Annotated in this window: 20 protein-coding genes; 10 read left to right on the top strand and 10 right to left on the bottom strand. The window is 66.9% G+C overall.

Annotated features, from left to right (window positions below):
- Positions 1-13: 13 nt before the first annotated feature.
- The 5 genes from EAH76_RS07810 to EAH76_RS07790 form a co-directional block, all read right to left on the bottom strand.
- Positions 14-232 (bottom strand): hypothetical protein, encoded by a 219-nt coding sequence (locus EAH76_RS07810; protein WP_140849695.1) that lies wholly within the window; start codon positions 230-232, stop codon positions 14-16.
- A 124-nt stretch (positions 233-356) separates the two neighbouring features.
- Entirely contained in the window at positions 357-1,388 is a 1,032-nt protein-coding gene (locus EAH76_RS07805) for an arginine N-succinyltransferase (RefSeq protein ID WP_277754264.1), read from the bottom strand.
- Positions 1,385-2,593, bottom strand: coding sequence for a hydrolase (locus EAH76_RS07800; protein ID WP_194150953.1), 1,209 nt, complete (start codon positions 2,591-2,593; stop codon positions 1,385-1,387). The genes EAH76_RS07805 and EAH76_RS07800 overlap by 4 nt, the downstream gene beginning before the upstream one ends.
- A 49-nt stretch (positions 2,594-2,642) precedes the next feature.
- Positions 2,643-3,122, bottom strand: a complete 480-nt coding sequence (locus EAH76_RS07795) for an RNA pyrophosphohydrolase (protein ID WP_140849693.1) — start codon at positions 3,120-3,122, stop codon at positions 2,643-2,645.
- Positions 3,123-3,293: 171 nt separating this feature from the next.
- Positions 3,294-4,250 carry an alpha/beta hydrolase gene (locus EAH76_RS07790; RefSeq protein WP_140849692.1) on the bottom strand — a complete coding sequence of 319 codons (957 nt, stop codon included), beginning with the start codon at positions 4,248-4,250 and terminating at the stop codon, positions 3,294-3,296.
- 35 nt (positions 4,251-4,285) lie between these two features.
- Here EAH76_RS07790 and EAH76_RS07785 point away from each other — a divergent pair, with 35 nt between their 5' ends.
- The 3 genes from EAH76_RS07785 to EAH76_RS07775 all read left to right on the top strand — a co-directional run bounded on the left by EAH76_RS07785 (position 4,286) and on the right by EAH76_RS07775 (position 7,930).
- Complete coding sequence (locus EAH76_RS07785) at positions 4,286-5,233, top strand: histone deacetylase family protein (protein WP_140849691.1); 948 nt, start codon at positions 4,286-4,288, stop codon at positions 5,231-5,233.
- Between the two features lie 64 nt (positions 5,234-5,297).
- Positions 5,298-6,671 carry a cryptochrome/photolyase family protein gene (locus EAH76_RS07780; RefSeq protein ID WP_140849690.1) on the top strand — a complete coding sequence of 458 codons (1,374 nt, stop codon included), beginning with the start codon at positions 5,298-5,300 and terminating at the stop codon, positions 6,669-6,671.
- Positions 6,672-6,715: 44 nt separating this feature from the next.
- Complete coding sequence (locus EAH76_RS07775; RefSeq protein ID WP_140849689.1) at positions 6,716-7,930, top strand: SAM-dependent methyltransferase; 1,215 nt, start codon at positions 6,716-6,718, stop codon at positions 7,928-7,930.
- 152 nt (positions 7,931-8,082) lie between these two features.
- Here the strand turns inward: EAH76_RS07775 and EAH76_RS07770 are convergent, their stop codons facing one another.
- Complete coding sequence (locus EAH76_RS07770; RefSeq protein WP_140849688.1) at positions 8,083-8,793, bottom strand: SDR family NAD(P)-dependent oxidoreductase; 711 nt, start codon at positions 8,791-8,793, stop codon at positions 8,083-8,085.
- A 131-nt stretch (positions 8,794-8,924) separates the two neighbouring features.
- Positions 8,925-10,394 (bottom strand): amidophosphoribosyltransferase, encoded by a 1,470-nt coding sequence (gene purF, locus EAH76_RS07765; protein WP_140849687.1) that lies wholly within the window; start codon positions 10,392-10,394, stop codon positions 8,925-8,927.
- A 125-nt stretch (positions 10,395-10,519) separates the two neighbouring features.
- Between purF and EAH76_RS07760 the strand changes: the two genes are divergently transcribed.
- From EAH76_RS07760 to EAH76_RS07740, 5 genes are all read left to right on the top strand, one after another.
- A complete protein-coding gene (locus EAH76_RS07760) occupies positions 10,520-10,768 on the top strand; it encodes a Rho termination factor N-terminal domain-containing protein (RefSeq protein ID WP_140849686.1) in 249 nt (82 codons plus the stop codon).
- A 159-nt stretch (positions 10,769-10,927) separates the two neighbouring features.
- Positions 10,928-11,290: a phosphoribosyl-AMP cyclohydrolase gene (gene hisI / locus EAH76_RS07755; RefSeq protein ID WP_140849685.1), complete on the top strand. Its 363-nt coding sequence runs from the start codon at positions 10,928-10,930 to the stop codon at positions 11,288-11,290.
- Between the two features lie 47 nt (positions 11,291-11,337).
- Positions 11,338-11,850 (top strand): hypothetical protein, encoded by a 513-nt coding sequence (locus tag EAH76_RS07750; RefSeq protein WP_140849684.1) that lies wholly within the window; start codon positions 11,338-11,340, stop codon positions 11,848-11,850.
- Positions 11,851-11,887: 37 nt separating this feature from the next.
- A complete protein-coding gene (locus tag EAH76_RS07745) occupies positions 11,888-12,307 on the top strand; it encodes a MerR family transcriptional regulator (RefSeq protein WP_140849683.1) in 420 nt (139 codons plus the stop codon).
- Positions 12,307-14,109: an acyl-CoA dehydrogenase C-terminal domain-containing protein gene (locus tag EAH76_RS07740; protein WP_140849682.1), complete on the top strand. Its 1,803-nt coding sequence runs from the start codon at positions 12,307-12,309 to the stop codon at positions 14,107-14,109. The genes EAH76_RS07745 and EAH76_RS07740 overlap by 1 nt, the downstream gene beginning before the upstream one ends.
- Before the next feature lie 48 nt (positions 14,110-14,157).
- Here the strand turns inward: EAH76_RS07740 and EAH76_RS07735 are convergent, their stop codons facing one another.
- From EAH76_RS07735 to EAH76_RS07725, 3 genes are all read right to left on the bottom strand, one after another.
- Entirely contained in the window at positions 14,158-15,459 is a 1,302-nt protein-coding gene (locus EAH76_RS07735; RefSeq protein ID WP_194150952.1) for a cell wall hydrolase, read from the bottom strand.
- A gap of 293 nt (positions 15,460-15,752) precedes the next feature.
- Positions 15,753-16,673, bottom strand: coding sequence for a cysteine synthase A (gene cysK / locus EAH76_RS07730; protein ID WP_140849681.1), 921 nt, complete (start codon positions 16,671-16,673; stop codon positions 15,753-15,755).
- The gene (locus EAH76_RS07725; RefSeq protein ID WP_140849680.1) at positions 16,670-17,953 is read right to left on the bottom strand and encodes an MFS transporter; all 1,284 of its coding nucleotides are present in this window, start codon (positions 17,951-17,953) and stop codon (positions 16,670-16,672) included. The genes cysK and EAH76_RS07725 overlap by 4 nt, the downstream gene beginning before the upstream one ends.
- 279 nt (positions 17,954-18,232) lie before the next feature.
- Between EAH76_RS07725 and pdhA the strand changes: the two genes are divergently transcribed.
- Both pdhA and EAH76_RS07715 read left to right on the top strand, forming a co-directional pair.
- Positions 18,233-19,279, top strand: a complete 1,047-nt coding sequence (gene pdhA, locus EAH76_RS07720) for a pyruvate dehydrogenase (acetyl-transferring) E1 component subunit alpha (protein ID WP_140849679.1) — start codon at positions 18,233-18,235, stop codon at positions 19,277-19,279.
- Positions 19,279-20,694, top strand: a complete 1,416-nt coding sequence (locus EAH76_RS07715; RefSeq protein WP_140849678.1) for a pyruvate dehydrogenase complex E1 component subunit beta — start codon at positions 19,279-19,281, stop codon at positions 20,692-20,694. The genes pdhA and EAH76_RS07715 overlap by 1 nt, the downstream gene beginning before the upstream one ends.
- Positions 20,695-20,710: the final 16 nt, after the last annotated feature.

Below are 20,710 nucleotides of genomic sequence, written 5' to 3'. Positions count from 1 at the left end.
GTCTAAAGCGCGCTCACAGCTCCGCGTTGCGCTCGACCGAATCGAGAATGCGTGCCCCCGCCATGAACACCGCGATCGGGCAGACCGCGAACAATAGCCAGCCACCGACGCCGGGATATTGCGTGAGATAATGCACCCCACGCTCGACCGCGCCGAGCGCGAGCGCATAAATGACTGCAAACGCCTCGAACTTGGTCTTGATGACGAACAGACTTGAGAATTTGGTCCACATGCAGAACCCTTAAGCAAGGGCCGGGCCAAGCCCGGATTTGCTGGGGTTTTCGTTGCCATATATGGTTATCTGTTAGTTAACCCGACGGTTGCACCACCCTCTGACACCATTCGGACCGGTGGCGTCAGGTCCGCGCGACATGGCTGACGATGGCGTCCTCGCCGACGCGCAGCGCCTCGGCCGTGACGCGATCGAGCACCACGCCGCCCTCGCAGCCGCGCACTCCGCCATAGGCACAGCGGAAGTCGGCGAGTCGGCCGTGCGCGATCAGCGCGGGCTCGCCGCCATCGTCGTCGAGCGCGACGATCCGCGACGATTGCGCGTCGCGCACGGTGCGGACCTGATCGGTCTTGGCGATCATCGTCGGGCCACCGTCAAAAATATCGACATAGTTCTCGTAGGCGAAGCCCTCATTCTCGAGCATCCGCATCGCCGCGCGGCCCGATGGGTGCGGCAGGCCGATCACCGCGCGCGCGGTTTCGGGGAGCATCGCGATATAGACCGGGTGCTTGGGGAACAGGTCGGCAATGAATTGATGGCCGCGCACCGCGTTGAACTGGTCGGCGTCCTGGAAATTCATCCCGAAGAAGCGCCCCGCCAGCCCGTCCCAAAAGGGCGAGCCGCCGGCTTCGTCGATGATCCCGCGCAGCTCGGCGAGCACACGGTCGGCGAAGCGCGCGCGGTGTTGCGCGATGAACAGATAGCGGCTGCGTGCGAGCAGCATGCCTAGCCCGCCGGCGCGCTCGCCGGGATGGAGGAACAGCCCGCCGACTTCGCTGCAGCCCTCTAGATCGGTGGTCAGCCCGAGCATGTCGGCGCGGAAGGTGCGACCGAGTTCCTTGCTGTGCTGCGTCAGCGTGCCGAGGCGGTAGCTGTAGAAGGGATAGCTCTGCCCGACATGCGTGAAGATCTGGCAGGTGCCGCGCACTTCGCCGGTTGCGACGTTTTCGAGCACGAGCACGAACAGATCGTCGGCTTTGTCGTCCTCGACGCGGGCAAAGGCGGCCGCGCTGCGATCGAGTTTGGCCTTGAGCGCGGTCCGATCGGGCGGGAGGTTGGTGAAGCCGCCGCCGGTGAGCTTGGCCATCTCGTAGAGCGGCTGGAGATCGCTGTCGCGCGCGGCGCGGATCACGTGAGTCGCGGCAAACTGAGTCAAAGCGAGCCCTTTTCGGCAAGGCGCAGGATCGTCAGCGCCGAGAGCGCGGCGCGTTCGGGGAGGGAGTCGATGATCAGGAATTCGTCGGTCGAGTGGATCGCGCCGCCGCGCGCGCCCATCGTGTCGACCACGGGGACGCCGCACGCCGCGATCGTGTTGCCGTCGCACACCCCGCCGGTCGCGCGCCACGCGATATCGAGGCCGAGCGCGGCGCCGCATTCCTTGACGAGCGCGAAGAGCTTGGCGGCGCCTGGGTCGATCGGCTTGGGCGGGCGGTTGAAGCTGCCGTGGACCGCGATCGTCACGTCGTGTGCCGTGGCGACTTCGGCGACGATCTGGTCGATCGCGGACTGGGCGCGCGCGATTTCGGCATGGTCGGCGGGACGGAAGTTGATCCGCAGCACGGCGTGATCGGGGACGACATTGTTCGGCCCGCCACCCTCGATCCGCGCGGGATTGACCGCCAGCGTCGGCGAGCGGACCGCGAACAGGCGCACGGCGAGGTCCGACGCCGCGACGATTGCGTTGCGGCCTTCCTCGGGATTGCGGCCGGCGTGCGCGCTCTTGCCGGTAACGACGATCGAGAAATTGCCCGTCCCGCCGCGGGCGCCCGCCAGCGTTCCGTCGGGCAGGGCGGGCTCGTAGGTCAGCGCGGCGAGCTTGCCGCGCGCGGCGCGGGCGATCAGCGCGGAGGAGGAGAAGGAGCCGGTTTCCTCGTCCGAGTTGATGACGACTTCATAGCCGACTCGCGCCGCGAGCGGGCTCGCCTCGACCGCCTTCAATGCGGCGAGCATAACCGCGAGCCCGGCCTTCATGTCGGCGACGCCCGGGCCGTTGAGCGTGCCATCGTCGAGGAAGGTCAGCGTCTGGAAGGGGTGATCGACCGGATAGACCGTGTCCATGTGGCCGGTCAGCAGGAGCTGTACCGGTGCTTCCGGGCGGACGACGAGATGCAGATGCTTGCCGTGATCGAGCGTGGTGACGGTCCCGTCGGCCGCGACGCTCTCGGCGGTGTCGCCCGTGACGAGCGCGAGGTCGCCCGGCAGCGCGCCGAACGCCGCGGCGAGCTGTTCCGCCACCGCCGCCAGCCCCGCGAGGTTGCGCGTGCCGCTGTTGATCACCGACCAGGCCTCGACCTGTGCCACCATCGGCTGCGTCGCGACATGGGCGACGGCCGCGCGGTCTATTTCTGTCATTCCGACCATGTGCTGGGTCTAGCCGGTCTGCGCGGCACGCTCCACCCCCGCCGCCGCGTCAGGACAGATGCGGCGCGAAGGCGGCGAGGACTTCCTCGTAAAGGACCTTCTTGAAGGGGACGATGACCTCGGGGAGCGTCTCGGGGCGGATCCATTGCCAGGATTTGAATTCGGGATGCTCGGTCGCGATGTCGATATCGGCGTCGCTGCCGAGGAAGCGGTAGAGGAACCAGCGCTGCCGCTGCCCGCGCCACTTGCCCTTCCAGACGCGGCCGACGAGCTCTTCGGGGAGATCGTAGAACAGTTCGTGCGGCGCGGCGGCGATCAGCTCGACATGCTCGGGCGCGATACCGGTTTCCTCGCCGAGCTCGCGGATCGCGGTGGCCTCAGGGTCCTCGCCATCGTCGATCCCGCCTTGCGGCATCTGCCAGGCCTCGACCTGGGCATCGATCCGCTGGCCGACGAAGACGAGGCCGTCGGCGTTGAGCAGCATGATCCCGGCGCAGGGGCGATAGGGCAGGGTCTTGGGGTCGGTCATTGGGGAGCTTTCGTTATAAAATCCTCCCTCGCGAAGCGGGGGAGGGGGACCCTGAGCATTCAGCGARGGGTGGAGGGGGCGCCCGCCACGGGCGTTACGCTTGTGGCGGCCCCCTCCACCACCCGGCTGAAGAAGCCGGGCGGTCCCCCTCCCCCGGTTCCCGGGGGAGGATTAAGGGGCTTCTGCGATCAGCGTTTTGGCAGCGGCTAGAGCACCCGCCACATCCTCCGCGGAGGACGGGATCGCCTTGCGCAGCGTGATGAAGCCATGGATGTTGCCGACCGCCTCGCGAAACACCACCGGCACCCCCGCCTGCGCCAGCGCCGCCGCATACGCGCGGCCCTGGTCGCGGATCGGGTCGAGGCTCGCGGTCACCACCACCGCGGGTGGCATCCCGGCGAGATCGCCCTTGAGCGGCGAGGTGCGGATATGCTCGGCCTCGGCCTGATACGCGGCGTTGAACCATTCCATGCTGTCGCGCGTGAGCAGGAAGCCATCGGCGAACTGGGAGTAGGAGGGATATTCGCGGCTCGTGTCGGTCGCGGGATAGAAAGGCAGCTGCGCGATCACCGGCACCGCGGCCGGCGCATCGCGCAGCGCCATCGCGGTGACGATCGCGAGATTGCCGCCGGCGCTGTCTCCACAGACGACGATGCCGGTGACGGTTCGGCCGAGCGAGGCGGGGCTTGCTGCCGCCCAGCGTGCCGCCGCCTCGCAATCGTCGGGCGCGGCGGGCCAGCGATGTTCGGGCGCAAGACGATAATCGACCGCCAGCACCGGCAGGTCCAGCGTGCGCGAGACCTCGGCGCAGAAGCTTGCATGCGTATCGAGATCGCCGATCACGAAGCCGCCGCCGTGGAAAAACACGACCAGCGGCCCCGCCGCGCGCGTCGCGGCGGTGTCGAACAGCCGCGCCGGAATATCGCCCGCCGCGCCGGGGATCGTCAGGTCGGTGATCGTCGCCAGATCGCCCACCGGCGGATCGGCGATGTCCTTCATCGCGGCATAGGTCGCGCGCGCGGCGGGCGGCGCGAGTTCGTGCACCTTGGGGCCGGGGACGCTGTTGAGAAAGGCGAGGAAGCCCGCGACATCGGGGCGGACATACGGATCGGTCACGCGTCTCTCCATCTGGTCTATGCCGTGTTTGCTCCTACCTAGGGAGGATGATCGCGGTCGTCCATCACCCAGCCTATGTCGCGCCCGGGCAAGCGACCAACCCCAGCCAGCTCAGCAAGAACGCCGCGATCCGCGACCTGCTGCGCACGCACGGCGCGGCGATCGACTGGCACGAACCGGAGCCGATGCCGCTCCACTGGCTCGAGGCGACGCATGATCCCGACTATGTCGCCGAAGTGCTCGAAGCGCGCGTGCCGCGGGAGAAAGAGCGGCGGATCGGCTTTGCGGTGACGCCGACAGTGGCCGCCCGTGCGCAAGTGGTGCCCGCGGGGACATGGCTCGCGGCGCGGCTCGCGCTCGATCGTGGGTTTGCCGCCAACAGTGCGGGTGGGAGCCATCACGCACTGGCCGAGACCGGGGCGGGCTATTGCGTGTTCAACGATCTGGCGATCGCGGCGGTGCGGCTGGTCGAAGAGGGCGATGTCGCGCGCGTGCTGATCGTCGATTGCGACGTGCATCAGGGCGACGGTACCGCGGCGCTCACCGCTGGGCGTCCGGGGATCGCGACCTATTCGATCCATGCCGAGAAGAACTTCCCGGCGCGGAAAGCCCGCTCGAGCCTCGATGTGCCGCTCGCCGACGGGATCGGCGATGCTGCCTATCTCGCGACGCTCGCCGCGACGTTGCTGCCGCTGATCGACGACTATCGGCCCGAGCTGATCCTCTATCAGGCGGGGATCGACCCGCTGGCGGGCGACCGGCTGGGGCGGCTCGCGCTGACGCCCGACGGTCTCGTCGCGCGCGACCGCTTCATCGCCGAAGCCGCCGCGACGCGCGGGATCGCGCTCGCGAGCACGGTTGGGGGCGGCTACGGCGATGACGTCCGCGCGCTCGCCGCGACGCATGTCGAGGTGATCCTGACCTTGGGGCGGGCGTATCATGCGGCACGCGCTCAGCTGCTCGCTCCGGGAACGATGGCGGCCGGTTCAAGTTGAGCATGACGGAAGCGGGGCAGGGTGCCTAAAGAGGCGCCGCTCCCGTTCGTTTGTGAGGCTGCGCTTGACCGATCCCGTTCTTCTCTGGCTGCGCCGCGACCTGCGGCTTGCCGACCAGCCCGCCTTGCTCGCCGCGATCGAGGACGGGGCGGTGATCCCGGTCTACATCCTCGATGACGACACGCCGAAACACTATGCGATGGGCGGCGCGTCGCGCTGGTGGCTGCACCACACCCTCGAGAGCCTTGATGCTTCGTTGCGCGCGAAGGGATCGCGGCTGATCCTGCGGCGCGGCGAGAGCGCGGATGAACTGGCCAAGCTCGCCGAGGAAACCGGCGCAAAACGGGTCCATGCGATCCGCCATTTCGAGCCGTGGTGGCGCAATGCCGAGCGCGCGGTGGCCAAGCGGCTCGACCTGGAGTGCCACGACGGCAATTATCTCGCGCCGCCGGGCTCGGTGACGACGGGCTCGGGTGGGCAGTACAAGATCTTCACGCCGTTCTGGCGCGCACTCAAGGCGACGCTGCCGCCGCCCGAGCCGACGCGCGTGCCGGCGCATATCCCGGCGCCGGCGCACTGGCCGAAGAGCGATTCGCTCGCCGACTGGGATCTGCTGCCGACCAAGCCTGACTGGTCGACAGGGTTCGGCAAGGAATGGACGCCCGGCGAAAAGGGCGCGCACAAACGCCTGAAGGCGTTCGAGGAACACGCCGACCGCTATGACGAGACGCGCAACCTGCCGTCGGTCGAGGGCAGCTCGCGGCTGTCGCCACACCTGCATTTCGGCGAAGTCTCGGCCGCGCAAGTGTGGCACGCGGTCGCCGATGCGGGGGGCTCGGTCGATGTCTTCCTCAGCGAGATCGGCTGGCGCGATTATGCGCAGACCGTGATCGGGCAATATCCTGACTATGGCACCAAGAACGGCCGCGACGCGCTCGATACGCTCGCGTGGCGGACGGGCAAGGCCGCCGATGCCGACCTCGAGGCGTGGCAGCAGGGCCGCACCGGTTATCCGATCGTCGATGCGGGGATGCGCCAGCTGTGGACGACCGGCTGGATGCACAATCGCGTGCGGATGATCACCGCGAGCTTCCTGATCAAGCATCTGCTGATCGACTGGCGCAAAGGCGAGCGCTGGTTCTGGGATTGCCTGGTCGACGCCGATTACGGCTCGAATTCGGTCAATTGGCAATGGACCGCCGGCACCGGGATCGACGCCAACATGTTCGTCCGGATCATGGCGCCGCTCGTGCAGTCGCCCAAGTTCGACGCGGGCGCCTATATCCGCGAGTGGGTGCCAGAGCTTGCCGACATCACCGGCGAGGCGATTCACGACCCCGAGGAGGCCGGCTGCCGTCCGCGCGGATACCCCGCAAAAATCATCGGCCATCGCGAGGCGCGCGAGCGTGCGCTCGAGGCGGCGCGTCAGGCGCGCTGAAAATAGCGTTGCGGCGCACGGGCATGGATGCGAGGGGGCGCCCGATGCTTGGGGTCTTCTCGAAATTGTTTCACCGCCTGCTCGACCGGATTGATGCTGGTCTGGTCGCGGGTTCGCTTGCCGCGCGGCTTCCCGACGGGCGCGATCGGCTGCTCGGCGGGCGTGTACCGGGGCCGGCAGCGGTGGTCGATCTGCGCAGTTGGCGCGCGTTGCTGCGGCTCGCGACGGGCGGCTCGGCCGGTTGGTATGTGGCCTGGTCGAAGGGGGAGTGGTCGAGCCCCGATCCGACCGTGCTGTTCGAGCTGTTCATGCGCAACCGCGTGACGCTCGGCGGGACCGCGCGATCGGGCGGGGTGATCCGTGCGCTGCGGCGTGTCGCCAACAGCCGGCGGCGCAACTCGCGCGTCGGCGCGCGACGCAACATCGAGTTTCACTACGATCTCGGCAACGATTTCTACCGCGTCTGGCTCGACCCGAGCCTGACCTATTCGAGCGCCTTGTTCGCGGAGCCCGTCTCGGATGCGGAGAGCCTCGAGGCGGCGCAGGCGACCAAGATCGACGCGATCCTCGACCGGCTGGCGGTGGCGCCGGGCGCGCGCGTGCTCGAGATCGGCTGTGGCTGGGGCGCGTTTGCCGAGGCGGCGGCGCGGCGCGGGCTCACGGTCGATGCGATCACGCTGTCGGCCGAGCAGGAGCTGGCGGTTCAGGAGCGGATCGCGCGAGCGGGGCTGAGCGATGTGACGGTGTCGCGGATCGACTATCGCGACATCACCGGCGAATATGACGCGGTAGCGTCGATCGAGATGGTCGAGGCGGTCGGGCAGGAATATTGGCCAGCCTATCTCGCCGCGGTCGCGCGCGCGCTCAAGCCCGGCGGCCGCGCGGCGCTGCAATATATCACGATCGATGACGCGATCTTCCCGGCCTATGCCGAGAATGTCGACTTCATCCAGCGCTACATCTTTCCCGGCGGGATGCTGCTGTCGGAGAGCCGCTTTCGCGCGCTGGCCGAAGCGGAAGGGCTCGAGTGGCAGGACAATTACACCTTCGGGCTGCACTATGCCGAAACGCTGCGGCGCTGGCGCGAGACGTTCGATGCGGCGGTGGCGGGAGGACGCTTGCCGGCTAAGTTCGACCGATCTTTCATCCACTTGTGGCGTTATTATCTGATGTATTGCGAAGGGGGCTTCCGCGGCGGCGGGATCGATGTCGCGCATGTGACGCTGGTTAAGAGTCCCCCCTCCCGCTTGCGAGTTTGAGGAGAGCGATGCAGGGCATCGTTCACCTCAAACTGGGTTAGGGGAGGGGCGTGCCGCGGACGCCGCGCTCTCCGGCACTTCCCTCGCCCAGCCCCTCCCGCACGCGGGAGGGGAGTTTTTAGTGCTGCCTCCCGCAAGCGGGAGGGGAGATTTTAGTCGACGCGTTCGAAGTGCCCTGTCGCGAAATCCTCGGTCAGGAGCGCGACGATCCGGTCCGCCACGACCGAAGGATCCTTGACCGACTTGGGGTCCTCGCCCGGATAGGCCTTGTGGCGCATCGCGGTGCGCGTGGCGCCGGGGTCGATGATCGCGGTGCGGACCTTGCTGATCAGCTCCATCTCGTCGCCATAGGCGGCGAGCAGCGTCTCGAACGCCGCCTTCGACGCGCCGTACATCCCCCAATAGGCCCGCGGCTTGCGCCCGACGCTCGATGTGAGGCCGATCACCCGGCCGTGCGCCGATTTGCGCAGCATCGGGTCGAACGCCGCGATCAACGCGGCCTGCGCGCTGACGTTGAGCGTGAGGACCTGCGCCATTTCCTTGGGGTCGATCGCGGGGACGGCGGACAGCTGCCCGAGCATCCCGGCGTTGAGCACCATGATGTCGAGCGCGGGCCAGCGTTCGCCGATCGCGGTGCCGAGGCGCGCGATGCTGTCGGTTTCGGTCAGATTGAGCGGGGCGATCGTCGCCGAACCGCCGGCGTCGAAAATGGCGTTCTCGACCGTCTCGAGCCCCGCGGCGGTGCGTGCGGTGATCACGACGTGCGCGCCGGCCGCGCCGAGCGCGAGCGCGGTGGCGGCGCCGATCCCGCGGCTGGCGCCGGTGACGAGGGCGATTTGGTTGGCGAGGGGCTTGTCGGTCATGCGGGGCTCTCTCTCCTTAAAGCCCCTCCCCTTCAGGGGAGGGGTTGGGGGTGGGGGAGTGCCTCGCAGAGAACGAGCGCCCGTTACTGCCCCACCCCAACCCCTCCCCTAAAGGGGAGGGGCTAAGTCTCTTAAATGACCCGTTCCGCCAGCAAAGCGAACTGATCGACCGAGGACACGTCGTCCTGGTCGGTCAGGCTGGTCGGATAATCGCCGGTGAAGCAGGCATCGCAGTGGCTCGGCCTGATTGCGTTGCGCTGCGGCTCGCCGAGCGCCTTGTACAGGCCGTGGATCGAGATGAAGGCGAGGCTGTCGGCCTTGATATAATCCGCCATCTGCTCGAGATTTTTGGTCGCGGCGAGCAGTTTCGCGCGCTCGGGCGTGTCGACGCCGTAGAAGCACGAATGCCGCGTCGGCGGGCTGGCGATGCGCATATGAACCTCGGCCGCGCCCGCCTCGCGCATCATCTCGACGATCTTGAGGCTGGTTGTCCCGCGCACGATCGAATCGTCGATCAGCACGATCTTCTTGCCCGCGATCAGCGCGCGATTGGCGTTGTGCTTAAGCTTGACGCCGAGGTGGCGGACCTTGTCGCTCGGCTGGATGAAGGTGCGCCCGACATAATGCGAGCGGATGATGCCGAGCTCGAACGGAATGCCCGACTCCTGCGCGTAACCCAAAGCCGCCGGCGTGCCCGAATCGGGGACGGGGATGACGAGATCGGCATCGACCGGGCTCTCGATCGCCAGCTGCGCGCCGATCGCTTTCCGCACGGTATAGACGCTGCGATCCTCCGAGATCGAATCGGGGCGCGAGAAATAGACATATTCGAAGATGCACGGCCGCGCCGCGACCTGCGGGAAGGGGCGGTGCGAGGTGATCTCGGTCCCCTTGACCATCACCAGCTCGCCCGGATCGATCGAGCGGACGAAGGTCGCGCCGACCACGTCGAGCGCGACGGTCTCCGAGGCGAAGATGATCGACCCGCCATCGGGGCCATCGATCTTGCCCATCACCAGCGGCCGAATGCCGAGCGGATCGCGGCAGGCGATCATGCCCTCGGGCGTCATCACGATCAGCGAATAGGCGCCCTCGACGCGCTTCAGCGCGTCGATGAACTTGTCGACGGTGGTGCGATAATTCGACGTCGCGACGAGATGGATGATCGTCTCGGTGTCGCTGGTCGACTGGAAGATCGACCCACGCCGGACGAGATCGCGCCGCAGCCGCATCGCGTTCGAGATGTTGCCGTTATGCGCGATCGCGAACCCGCCCGAGGCGAGATCGGCATAGAGCGGCTGCACGTTGCGCAGCGCCGTCTCGCCGGTGGTCGAGTAGCGGACGTGGCCGCAGGCGACCGATCCACGCAGCGGGACCATGATGTCCTCGCGGTCGAAATTGCCCGCGACATGGCCCATCGCACGATGGGTGTGGAATTCCACCCCGTCGAAGCTGGTTATCCCGGCCGCCTCCTGGCCGCGGTGCTGCAACGCGTGCAGCCCCAGCGCCACCAGTCGCGCCGCGTCGGTCGCGCCGGAAATGCCGAAAATGCCGCACTCTTCGTGCAGCGTGTCGTCTTCATGTGGATTCGTGGTCAGCATATCGCCCTTCGGGGGTAGCGCTCGCGGGGCATATAGGGACCACGCGTCGGTTTGTCGCGCTTTTGTCACAAGAGGCGGAGCGTTTGGTCGCATCGCCCGTTTTCGGCGGATTGCAGGAGGTGGCGATGGCGAAGGATCATGGGCCGAGCGTCAAGGACGACACGCTTTACGACGATTTGCGCCGCGACGGTGCTTCCAAGGGAAAAGCGGCGCGAATCGCCAATGCCAAGGCGGCAGGGACGCTCGATCATCGCTCGACCGAGCTTGAGGATCGCACGAAGGACGATCTGATGAAGGAGGCGCGCCGGATCGGCATCGCCGGGCGTTCGAAAATGACCAAGGCCGAATTGGCGAAGGCAATCCGAAAGGGTTGAGGGAGCTGGCTTAAAATCCGGTCCGTCACCCCGGCCTTGTGCCGGGGTCCACCAGGCGGCGAGCGCAGGCTCTGGCTTCTGGCGCCACGCGTGCGGCGCGATGGACCCCCGGCACAAGGCCGGGGTGACGGATGGGGGGAGCGGCGCTATTGGCAGGGCATGCCTGATCCCCGCGAAACCGGCCTAGCGCTGGACCCGAAATACGACGCCTCTGGCCTGATCACCGCCGTCGCGACCGACCGCACGACCGGCGAGGTTTTGATGCTGGCCCACATGAATGCCGAAGCGCTGCGGCTGACGGTCGAGACCAAAGAAGCGCATTTCTGGTCGCGCAGCCGTGGGGCGCTGTGGAAGAAGGGCGAGACTTCGGGGCATGTGCTCCACGTCGCCGACATCCGGATCGATTGCGATCAGGATGCGGTGTGGCTGATCGTCGATCCTGCCGGCCCCGCCTGCCACACCGGCGAGCGGAGCTGCTTCTACCGCCGCATCGCGGGCGATCGGTTGGTCCCAGCGGAATGACGCCGCACGCCGCCATGCCCGGTCGCGCCGTGCGGGGGCGGGGGCAGATGGCTTGCGCGCTGCTCGCCTTGGTCGCGCTGGCCGCATGCCATAGCGAAACACCCGACCCGGCCGCCTCGCCGACGCCGCAGGGGCTCGAAGCCGCAGCGATCCAGGCTGGCGTGATTCCCGATCCGGCGAGCACCGATCTGACGGGCGTGTACGCCACCGAGAACGACCGACTGTGCATCGTTCCCAGCGCCAAGGCGTATCGCATCGGCGTGTTCGTCGATTATGACGAAACGCAGAATTGTGGTGGATCGGGCGAGGTGTCGCGCAGCGGGGATACGCTTCGCGTTACGCTCGGCGCGGGCGGCGATGCGTCGGGGTGCAGCTTCGACGCCCGCTTCGAAGGCGATCGCATCGTTTTTCCGGCGCGCGTGCCTGACGCCTGTCAGCAAATCTGCCGCGGGCGCGCCTCGATCGCAGCGCTCGACGTCACGCGGTTGAGCGAGTCGGCGGCCGAGGCCGCGACGCTGCGCGATGCGCGCGGTCGATTGCTCTGCGGGAGCGGTGGATAGGCTTGACGTTCACGTAAGCGGCAACTATTTGTGTGGCATGTCTACCGGTCCCGCCTATGCCCTGATCGAGCGTCATCCCGACCGCGATCATTTCTCGATTTCCGATCTCTCGGCAGAGTTCGACGTCACGGCGCGTGCGTTGCGCTTCTACGAAGATGAGGGGCTGATCGCCCCCGAACGCCGCGGCACCGCGCGGATCTATTCGCAGCGCGATCGTGCGCGGCTCGCCTGGATCCTGCGCGGCAAGCGCGTCGGTTTCTCGCTGTCCGAGATCCGCGAGATGATCGACCTTTACGATATCGGCGACGGACGCCGCGCGCAGCGCGCCGTCACGATCGAGCGCTGCCGCAGCCGAGTCGCTCTGCTCGACGCGCAGAAGCGCGACATCGACGCCGCCATCGCCGAATTGAACGAGTTCATCGAGCTCGTCGAACAGACTCACCCGAAGGAAGCCTGATGCCCCAATATACGCCCCCCGTTCGCGACGTCCGCTTCGTGCTCGAGCATGTCGTCGGCCTCGAAAACTATGCCAACCACCCCGACTTCCAGAACGCGACCCCCGACGTGGTCGATGCCGTGCTCGACGAAGGCGGCAAGTTCGTCGCCGAAGTGCTGTTCCCGCTCAATGCCTCGGGCGACCAGGAAGGCTGCACGCGCCACGACGACGGTTCGGTGACGACGCCCAAGGGTTTCAAGGAAGCCTATGACGCGTTCGTCGAATCGGGCTGGGGCACGCTCAGCGCGCCGGAAGAGTTCGGTGGCCAGGCGATGCCGCACGTCGTCTCGACCGCGTTCCAGGAGTTCATGATTTCGTCGAACATGGCGTTCGCCATGTATCCCGGCCTGTCGCACGGCGCGATCGCCGCGCTGCTGGCGAAGGGCTCGGACGAGCAGAAGGCGAAGTACGTCCCGAACATGGTCAGCGGCAAATGGGGCGGCACGATGAACCTGACCGAGCCGCAGTGCGGCACCGATCTGGGCCTGATCCGCACCCGCGCCGAGCCGCAGGCCGATGGCTCCTATGCGATCACCGGCACCAAGATCTTCATCTCGTCGGGCGAGCATGACCTGACCGAGAACATCATCCACCTCGTGCTGGCGAAGACGCCGGGCGCGCCGGAAAGCTCGAAGGGCATTTCGCTGTTCGTCGTGCCGAAGTTCCTCGTCAACGACGATGGCTCGCTCGGCGATCGCAACCCCGTCACTTGCGGCTCGATCGAGCACAAGATGGGGATCCACGCCAATTCGACCTGCGTGATGAACTATGACGGCGCGATCGGCTGGCTCGTCGGCGAGGAGATGAAGGGTCTCGCCGCGATGTTCATCATGATGAACGCCGCGCGCCTCGGCGTCGGCCTGCAGGGCTTGGGCGTCGCTGAAGTCGCCTATCAGAATGCCGTCCAATACGCGCACGACCGCCGCCAGGGCCGCGCGCTGACCGGCGCCAAGGAGCCGAACGAAAAGGCCGACACGCTGTTCGTCCATCCCGACGTCCGCCGCATGCTGATGGAAGCCAAGGCGCTGACCGAAGGCCTTCGTGCATTGTGCCTGTGGGGCGCACTCCAAGTCGATCTCGAACATGCCGGTGCGACCGAGGAAGAGCGCCAGCTCGCCTCGGACCTGATCGGCCTGCTCACGCCCGTCATCAAGGGCTACGGCACCGACAAGGGCTATGACGTCGCGACCAACGCGCAGCAGGTCTATGGCGGCCACGGCTACATCGCCGAATGGGGCATGGAGCAGTACGTTCGCGATGCGCGCATCGCGATGATCTATGAGGGCACCAACGGCGTCCAGGCGATGGATCTGGTCGGGCGCAAGCTCGCGCAGAACGGTGGCCGCGCGGTGCAGGCGTTCTTCAAGGTCGTCGCCGACGACGTGGCCGCGGGCAAGGCCGATCCGGCAACCGCCGATTTCGCGACCCGGCTCGAAAAGGCCAATGGCGAACTGCAGGCAGCGACCATGTGGTTCATGCAGAACGGCATGCAGAACCCCGACAATGTCGGCGCCGGCGCGCACAGCTACATGCACATCATGGGCATCGTTGGCCTGGGCGTGATGTGGCTGCGGATGGCGACCGCCGCGAACAAGCTCAAGGCAGCGGGCGAGGGCGATGCCGCGTTCCTCGACGCCAAGCTGATGACCGCGCGCTACTTCGCCGAGCGGATCATGCCCGAGGCGGGCGCGCTGCGCCGCAAGATCGAGGCTGGTGCCGAAGCTCTGATGGCGATCCCGCCCGAGATGTTCGTAGCGGCCTGATCGTTGCGCTCGCACCCTCCCGCATCACGCGGGAGGGGGCGTTCGCGTTTATCGTGCTTCGAACGTCTGGGCCGGCGGCGCGGCGTCTGCCTTGCGCCGCACCCCGACCAACGCATCGGGGACGGTCTGGACCGCCCCAGGCGTGCGCGTCGCAGCCGGCAGAGCCTCCGGCTTCAGCCCATCTGACACGCGCTGCGCAGGCAGATAGACCTGCTGCTTCATGCACTGCGACAGATCGGCGCGCTTGAACTCGGTGCAGTTCCATAGCGCCTTGTCATAGCCCCGCGCCCGGTCGCGCAGATAGCTGAACGACAGAGCGGCGATCTGCGTCGGCTGCAGCGGCAGCGCAGTGGGGGGCTTGGCCTTGTCGCTCCATCCCATCACCTTGCAATAGGCGCGGTCGCCGCAGGTCCGCGTGGCGAGCTGGGCGAAGCCGTCGGGCGTCATCTTCTTGGCATCCAACGTTAGCAGGAAGCTTCCGTCGTCGCTGGCAAGCTCGGTCGGCAGTGGAGTCGCCGCCGCCACCGGATCGACATACATCGCCTCGGTCGCGACCATCGAAGGCCCGTCGCGGTGCGCGTCCGAATAGGTGGCGAGTTGCGCGATGATCGGCTCGTCGGGCGAGACCTGGCGATTGAAGGCGGGCGGGGTGCCCCACCAGCCGGTCCAGCGGAAGAACAGGTGCGTTCCGACCGCGGCGATCTTGTCGAGGCTCGACTGCCAATAGGGCACGACCCAATTGGTATGGTAATGCGTCGCATAGCCGACCGGCTTGAACACCGCGCCGGTCAGCGCCGCGGTCGCGGTTTCTCGCGCGCGCGTCCATTGCACGTCGAGCCAGCCATGGCGGGCCAGCGCGCCGTCGCAGGTGAAGGTGAACTGGCAGCCGGTCGAGCGCTCGGCGCCCTGGAACACCACGCCGCAGATCGTCTTGGGGAAGGCGGGGTGGCGGACGCGGTTGATCACCACCTGCGCGACGGCGCGTTGCCCGACCGGATCGTCGCCTGCTTCGTAGAGGACGGCGGCGGCCATGCAGTCGATCGCGCGCGCGCGCTGGATCGGATCGCCGGCGAGCTTGAACGGCCGCGCGGCGGGGTTGGGGCCATCGACGAACGGTACGCTCGCGTTGAACGCGCGCGCATCGTCGGGGTCGAGATCCTGGAAGGCGACCGGCTCGACCGGCGGCAGCTCGGCGGCGGGAACGACGCGTTGCGCCGGTGCGCGCGCGACATGGTGGCGCACGAGCGGAGGGGCGAAGCGGATCAGCAGCAGGGGGAGGAGGATCGCCAGCAGTGCGATCGCCAAGACGATCGCGCGCAACGTGGCGCTGGGAGGGCGGACGGGGGTCATGCGATCAAGGTCGGGGATTTAGAGGCAACGGGGGCACGAACGGCTCCTGACCGAATTGGGCCAGCGCCTTTACCCCAATCCCGCGCGAATGCGAAATGACTGCCCTGGCAGCGCCATCGGCGATCGAGCGCTGTTGGGAGCCAGTCCCCCATCCGTCACCCCGGCCTCGTGCCGGGGCCCACCGTGCCGCACTCCTAACGACGCGAGCGCGTCCATCATGGTGGACCTCGGGACAAGCCCGCGGTGACGAACTAGTGTTTGTGACGTGTCGGGCGCGCGTATCGCGATCGCGCTCAGCTCTCGGGCAGGAAGTCCGGCACCGACAGATAGCGCTCGCCCGTGTCGTAGTTGAAGCCGAGTACGCGCACGCCCTCGGGCAGATCGGGCAGCTTCTGCAGGATCGCGGCGAGCGTCGCGCCCGAGCTGATCCCGACGAGCATCCCTTCCTCGGCCGCCGAGCGACGTGCCATGTCCTTGGCGACGCTGGCATCGACCTTGATCGCGCCGTCGATCGCCTGGGTGTGGAGGTTCGCCGGCACGAAGCCTGCACCGATTCCCTGGATCGGATGCGGGCCGGGCGAGCCGCCCGAGATCACCGGCGAGGCGGCGGGTTCGACCGCGTAGACCTTGAGGTTCGGCCAATCCTGCTTGAGCCGCTCGGCCACGCCGGTGATGTGCCCGCCCGTGCCGACGCCGGTGATGATCACGTCGATCGGCGAATCGCGGAAATCGTTGAGGATCTCGAGCGCGGTCGTGTGGACATGGACGTTGATGTTGGCGGGGTTCTCGAACTGCTGCGGCATCCACGCGTTCGGCGTCTGCTCGACGAGCTCGAGCGCGCGCTCGATCGCGCCCTTCATGCCCTTCTCGCGCGGCGTCAGGTCGAAGGTCGCGCCGTACGCCAGCATCAGGCGGCGGCGTTCGAGCGACATGCTCTCGGGCATGACGAGCACGAGCTTGTAGCCCTTGACCGCGGCGACCATCGCCAGGCCGACGCCGGTGTTGCCCGAGGTCGGCTCGATGATCGTACCGCCGGGCTGGAGATGCCCGTCGCGCTCGGCCGCCTCGATCATCGCCAGCGCGATGCGGTCCTTGATCGAGCCGCCGGGGTTCGAGCGTTCTGACTTGATCCACACTTCGGCGCCGGGGAACAGCTTCTGGACGCGGACGTGTGGCGTGTTGCCGATCGTGTCGAGGATCGTGTTGGCTTTCATGGCGTGGCCTCCAGTTCGAGATCGCGGGAATCTTGCGCGCTTTTGGGCAGATCGAAAGTCTTGGCATTGCGGATGCTGGGGAAGAGATAGGTCCACAGGATCGTTACCACAATCGCGCCGCCGCCGCCGACGAGCACCGCACCGACCGGCCCGAGCGCCGCGGCGAGGAAGCCCGACTCGGCCTCGCCCAGCTCGTTCGATGCCGAAATGGTGAGCTGCGACACCGCGCCGACGCGCCCGCGCTTGTCGTCGGGGGTGTGCAGCGTGATCAGCGACTGGCGAATATAAACCGAGAACATGTCCGCCGCGCCCGCAACCGCCAGCGCGGCGAGGCTCAGCGCCATGATCTGCGACAGGCCGAACGCCACCGTCGCCACGCCATAGACCAGCACCGCGCCGAGCATCTTGGGCCCGACATTGGTCTTGATCGGGCGGAACGAGAAGAACAAAGCCACCACCGAAGCCCCGGCGGCAGGCGCGGCGGCGAGCAGGCTCAGACCCTGCGGACCGACCTTCAGAATGTCGTGCGCGTAGATCGGCAGCAATGCGCTCGTCCCTGCCAGGAACACGGCGAACAGATCGAGCGTGATCGCGCCGAGCACGAGCTTGTTCTCACCGACATAGGCGAGCCCATCGATGATCTGGCGGATCGGATGCGCCTTGCTCGGCACGATCGTCCGCGGGACGGGGGGAATCGTCAGCAACCCTGCCAGGGCGATACAGAAAAGGACCGTCGCCAGCGCATAGGCGCCCCACGGCGCGGCTGCATAGGCGAAGCCGCCGACCGCGGGCCCGATGATCGTCCCGACCTGCCACGAGATCGAGCTGAGCGCGATCGCGGTCGGCAGCACTTCGCGGGGCACGAGATTGGGGGCGAGCGCGCCGAACGCCGGCCCGGCAAAGGCACGACCGAGCCCGAGCAGCACCGCGACCGAGAACAGCACCGGCAGCGTCATCCCTTCGCTATATGTCACCAGCGCGAGCGTCAGCGCGCACAGCGCCTGCAACGTCACCGTACAGCGCGTGATCAACCGCCGGTCGAATCGGTCGGCGACCCAGCCGCTGACCGGCGTCGTGACGAACAGCGGAATGAATTGCAGCAGCCCGATCAGCCCGAGCTGCGCGGCGGCTCCGGCGGGCGACATGGTGGTGCGGGCGATGGTGTAGGTCTGCCAGCCGATCACGATGATCATCGCATTTTGCGCGATCGTCATCGCGAAACGCGCCGCCCAATAGGAGCGGAATTGCGCGATGCGGAGCGGGTGGGGGGCAGCGGTCATCGCGGTCAGCCTTAAGCGGTGCGCGGCGGGCGGGGCAATCGAGGATGTGCTTGGTACGCAGAAACTTGCACTGTTCCCGTGTCATCCCGGACTCGATCCGGGATCCCGTCACTCGGTGGGAAGCCGCTCGCATGGATGCCGGATCAGGTCCGGCATGACGGAGCAGGGTTGCGGGAAACATCGCCGCCACGCATCCTTTTGACAGCAGCGATTGATATCGGCGCAACATCGCGCCTATAGGCTCGCGTCCCTCTCCCTAGGTCATGAGGTCTTCCAGACGTGGCAAAAGCCCCCGCTGCCGTAAAGGCACTACCCCCGGTGCCCAACCGCGAGCGCCCCGACGAGCCCAAAGCGTACGAGGCATCGAAGGCGGAACTGCTCGAATTCTACAAACAGATGCTGCTGATCCGCCGTTTCGAGGAGAAAGCCGGCCAGCTGTACGGCCTCGGCCTGATCGGCGGCTTCTGCCACCTCTATATCGGCCAGGAAGCCGTGGCGGTCGGCCTGCAGTCGGGCCTCGATGGCGACAAGGACTCGGTCATCACCGGGTATCGCGATCACGGCCACATGCTCGCCTATGGCATCGATCCCAAGGTGATCATGGCCGAACTGACCGGACGTGGCGCGGGCATCAGCCGCGGCAAGGGCGGCTCGATGCACATGTTCTCGACCGAGAAGAAGTTCTACGGCGGGCACGGCATCGTCGGCGCGCAGGTGTCGCTCGGCACGGGCCTCGCCTTCGCGCACAAATATAACGAGGATGGCGGCGTCGCCATGGCCTATTTCGGCGACGGTGCGTCGAACCAGGGCCAGGTGTACGAGAGCTTCAACATGGCCGAGCTGTGGAAGCTGCCGATCATCTATGTGATCGAGAACAACGAATACGCGATGGGCACGAGCGTCAATCGCTCGTCGGCCGAGGACCAGCTTTTCCGCCGCGGCGAATCGTTCCGCATCCCGGGCATCCAGGTCGACGGCATGGACGTGCTGGCGTGCCGCGGTGCCGCCGAGGAAGCACTCGCCTGGGTCCGCGCCGGCAAGGGTCCGATCATCCTCGAGATGAAGACCTATCGCTATCGCGGCCACTCGATGTCCGATCCGGCCAAGTACCGCTCGCGCGACGAAGTCCAGGCCGTGCGCGACAAGTCGGACCCTATCGACCACGTCAAGAAGCTGCTCGACGCGCAGGGCGTGACCGAGGCCGAGCTCAAGACGGTCGACCAGGAGATCCGCAAGATCGTCAACGAAGCCGCCGACTTTGCCGAGCAGGCGCCCGAACCCGAGGCCGCCGAACTCTACACCGACATTCTGGTGGAAAAATACTGATGTCCGTCGAAATCAAGATGCCCGCGCTTTCCCCGACGATGGAGGAGGGCACGCTCGCCAAATGGCTCGTCAAGGAAGGTGACGTCGTCAAGTCCGGCGACATCATGGCCGAGATCGAGACCGACAAGGCGACGATGGAATTCGAAGCCGTCGACGAAGGGACGATCAGCAAGATCCTCGTCGCCGAGGGCACCGACAATGTGAAGGTCGGCACCGTCATCGCGACGCTGACCGCCGAGGGCGAAGAGCCCGCCGCGACCGGCGAAGGCAAGTCCGAAGCCGCCGCGCCCGCGGCCGATCAGCCCGCTGAGCAGAAGGCCGAGGCGACGCCCGAGCCCGAGGCCAAGAAGGTCGACACCGGCACGCACCAGCTCGAGAAGGCCGCCGAGCATAAGGCCGAAGTCAGCGATCCCGCGATCCCCGAGGGGACCGAGATGGTCAAGCTGACGCTGCGCGAAGCGTTGCGCGACGCGATGGCCGAGGAAATGCGTGGCGATAAGCGCATCTTCGTGATGGGCGAGGAAGTCGCGCAGTATCAGGGCGCCTACAAGGTCACCCAGGGCCTGCTCGAGGAATTCGGCGACAAGCGCGTAATCGACACGCCGATCACCGAATATGGCTTTGCCGGCATCGGCACGGGCGCGGCGATGGGCGGGCTTCGTCCGATCGTGGAGTTCATGACCTTCAACTTCGCGATGCAGGCGATCGACCACATCGTGAACTCTGCCGCCAAGACCAATTACATGTCGGGTGGCCAGATGCGCTGCCCGATCGTGTTCCGCGGCCCCAACGCTGCGGCAAGCCGCGTCGGTGCGCAGCATTCGCAGAACTATGCGCCGTGGTATGCGAGCGTGCCCGGCCTGATCGTGATTGCACCGTATGACGCGGCCGATGCCAAGGGCCTGCTCAAGGCAGCGATCCGCACCGAGGATCCCGTCGTGTTCCTCGAGAACGAGCTGCTCTACGGCCGTACGTTCGACGTGCCCAAGCTCGACGATCACGTTCTGCCGATCGGCAAGGCGCGGATCATGCGCGAGGGCAAGGACGTGACGATCGTCAGCTATTCGATCGGCGTCGGGCTCGCGCTCGAAGCCGCGGTGAAGCTGGCCGAGGAAGGCATCGACGCCGAAGTGCTCGACCTGCGCACGCTCCGCCCGCTCGACACCGAGTCGGTGCTCAAGAGCCTCAAGAAGACCAACCGCCTCGTTGTGGCGGAAGAAGGCTGGCCGACCTGTTCGATCGCGTCGGAAATCCAGGCGCTGTGCATGGAGCAGGGCTTCGACGACCTCGACGCACCGGTGCTGCGCGTCACCAACGAGGACGTGCCGATGCCTTATGCGGCGAACCTCGAGAAGCTGATGCTGGTCAACGCCGACAAGATCGTCGCCGCCGTGAAGCAGGTGACGTACCGCTAAAGCAAAGAGGGCCTCT

It is taken from the genome of Sphingomonas glacialis (assembly GCF_006439055.1).
Lineage (GTDB): Bacteria > Pseudomonadota > Alphaproteobacteria > Sphingomonadales > Sphingomonadaceae > Sphingomonas > Sphingomonas glacialis_A.
This window is presented reverse-complemented; position numbering and strand designations above follow the sequence as displayed.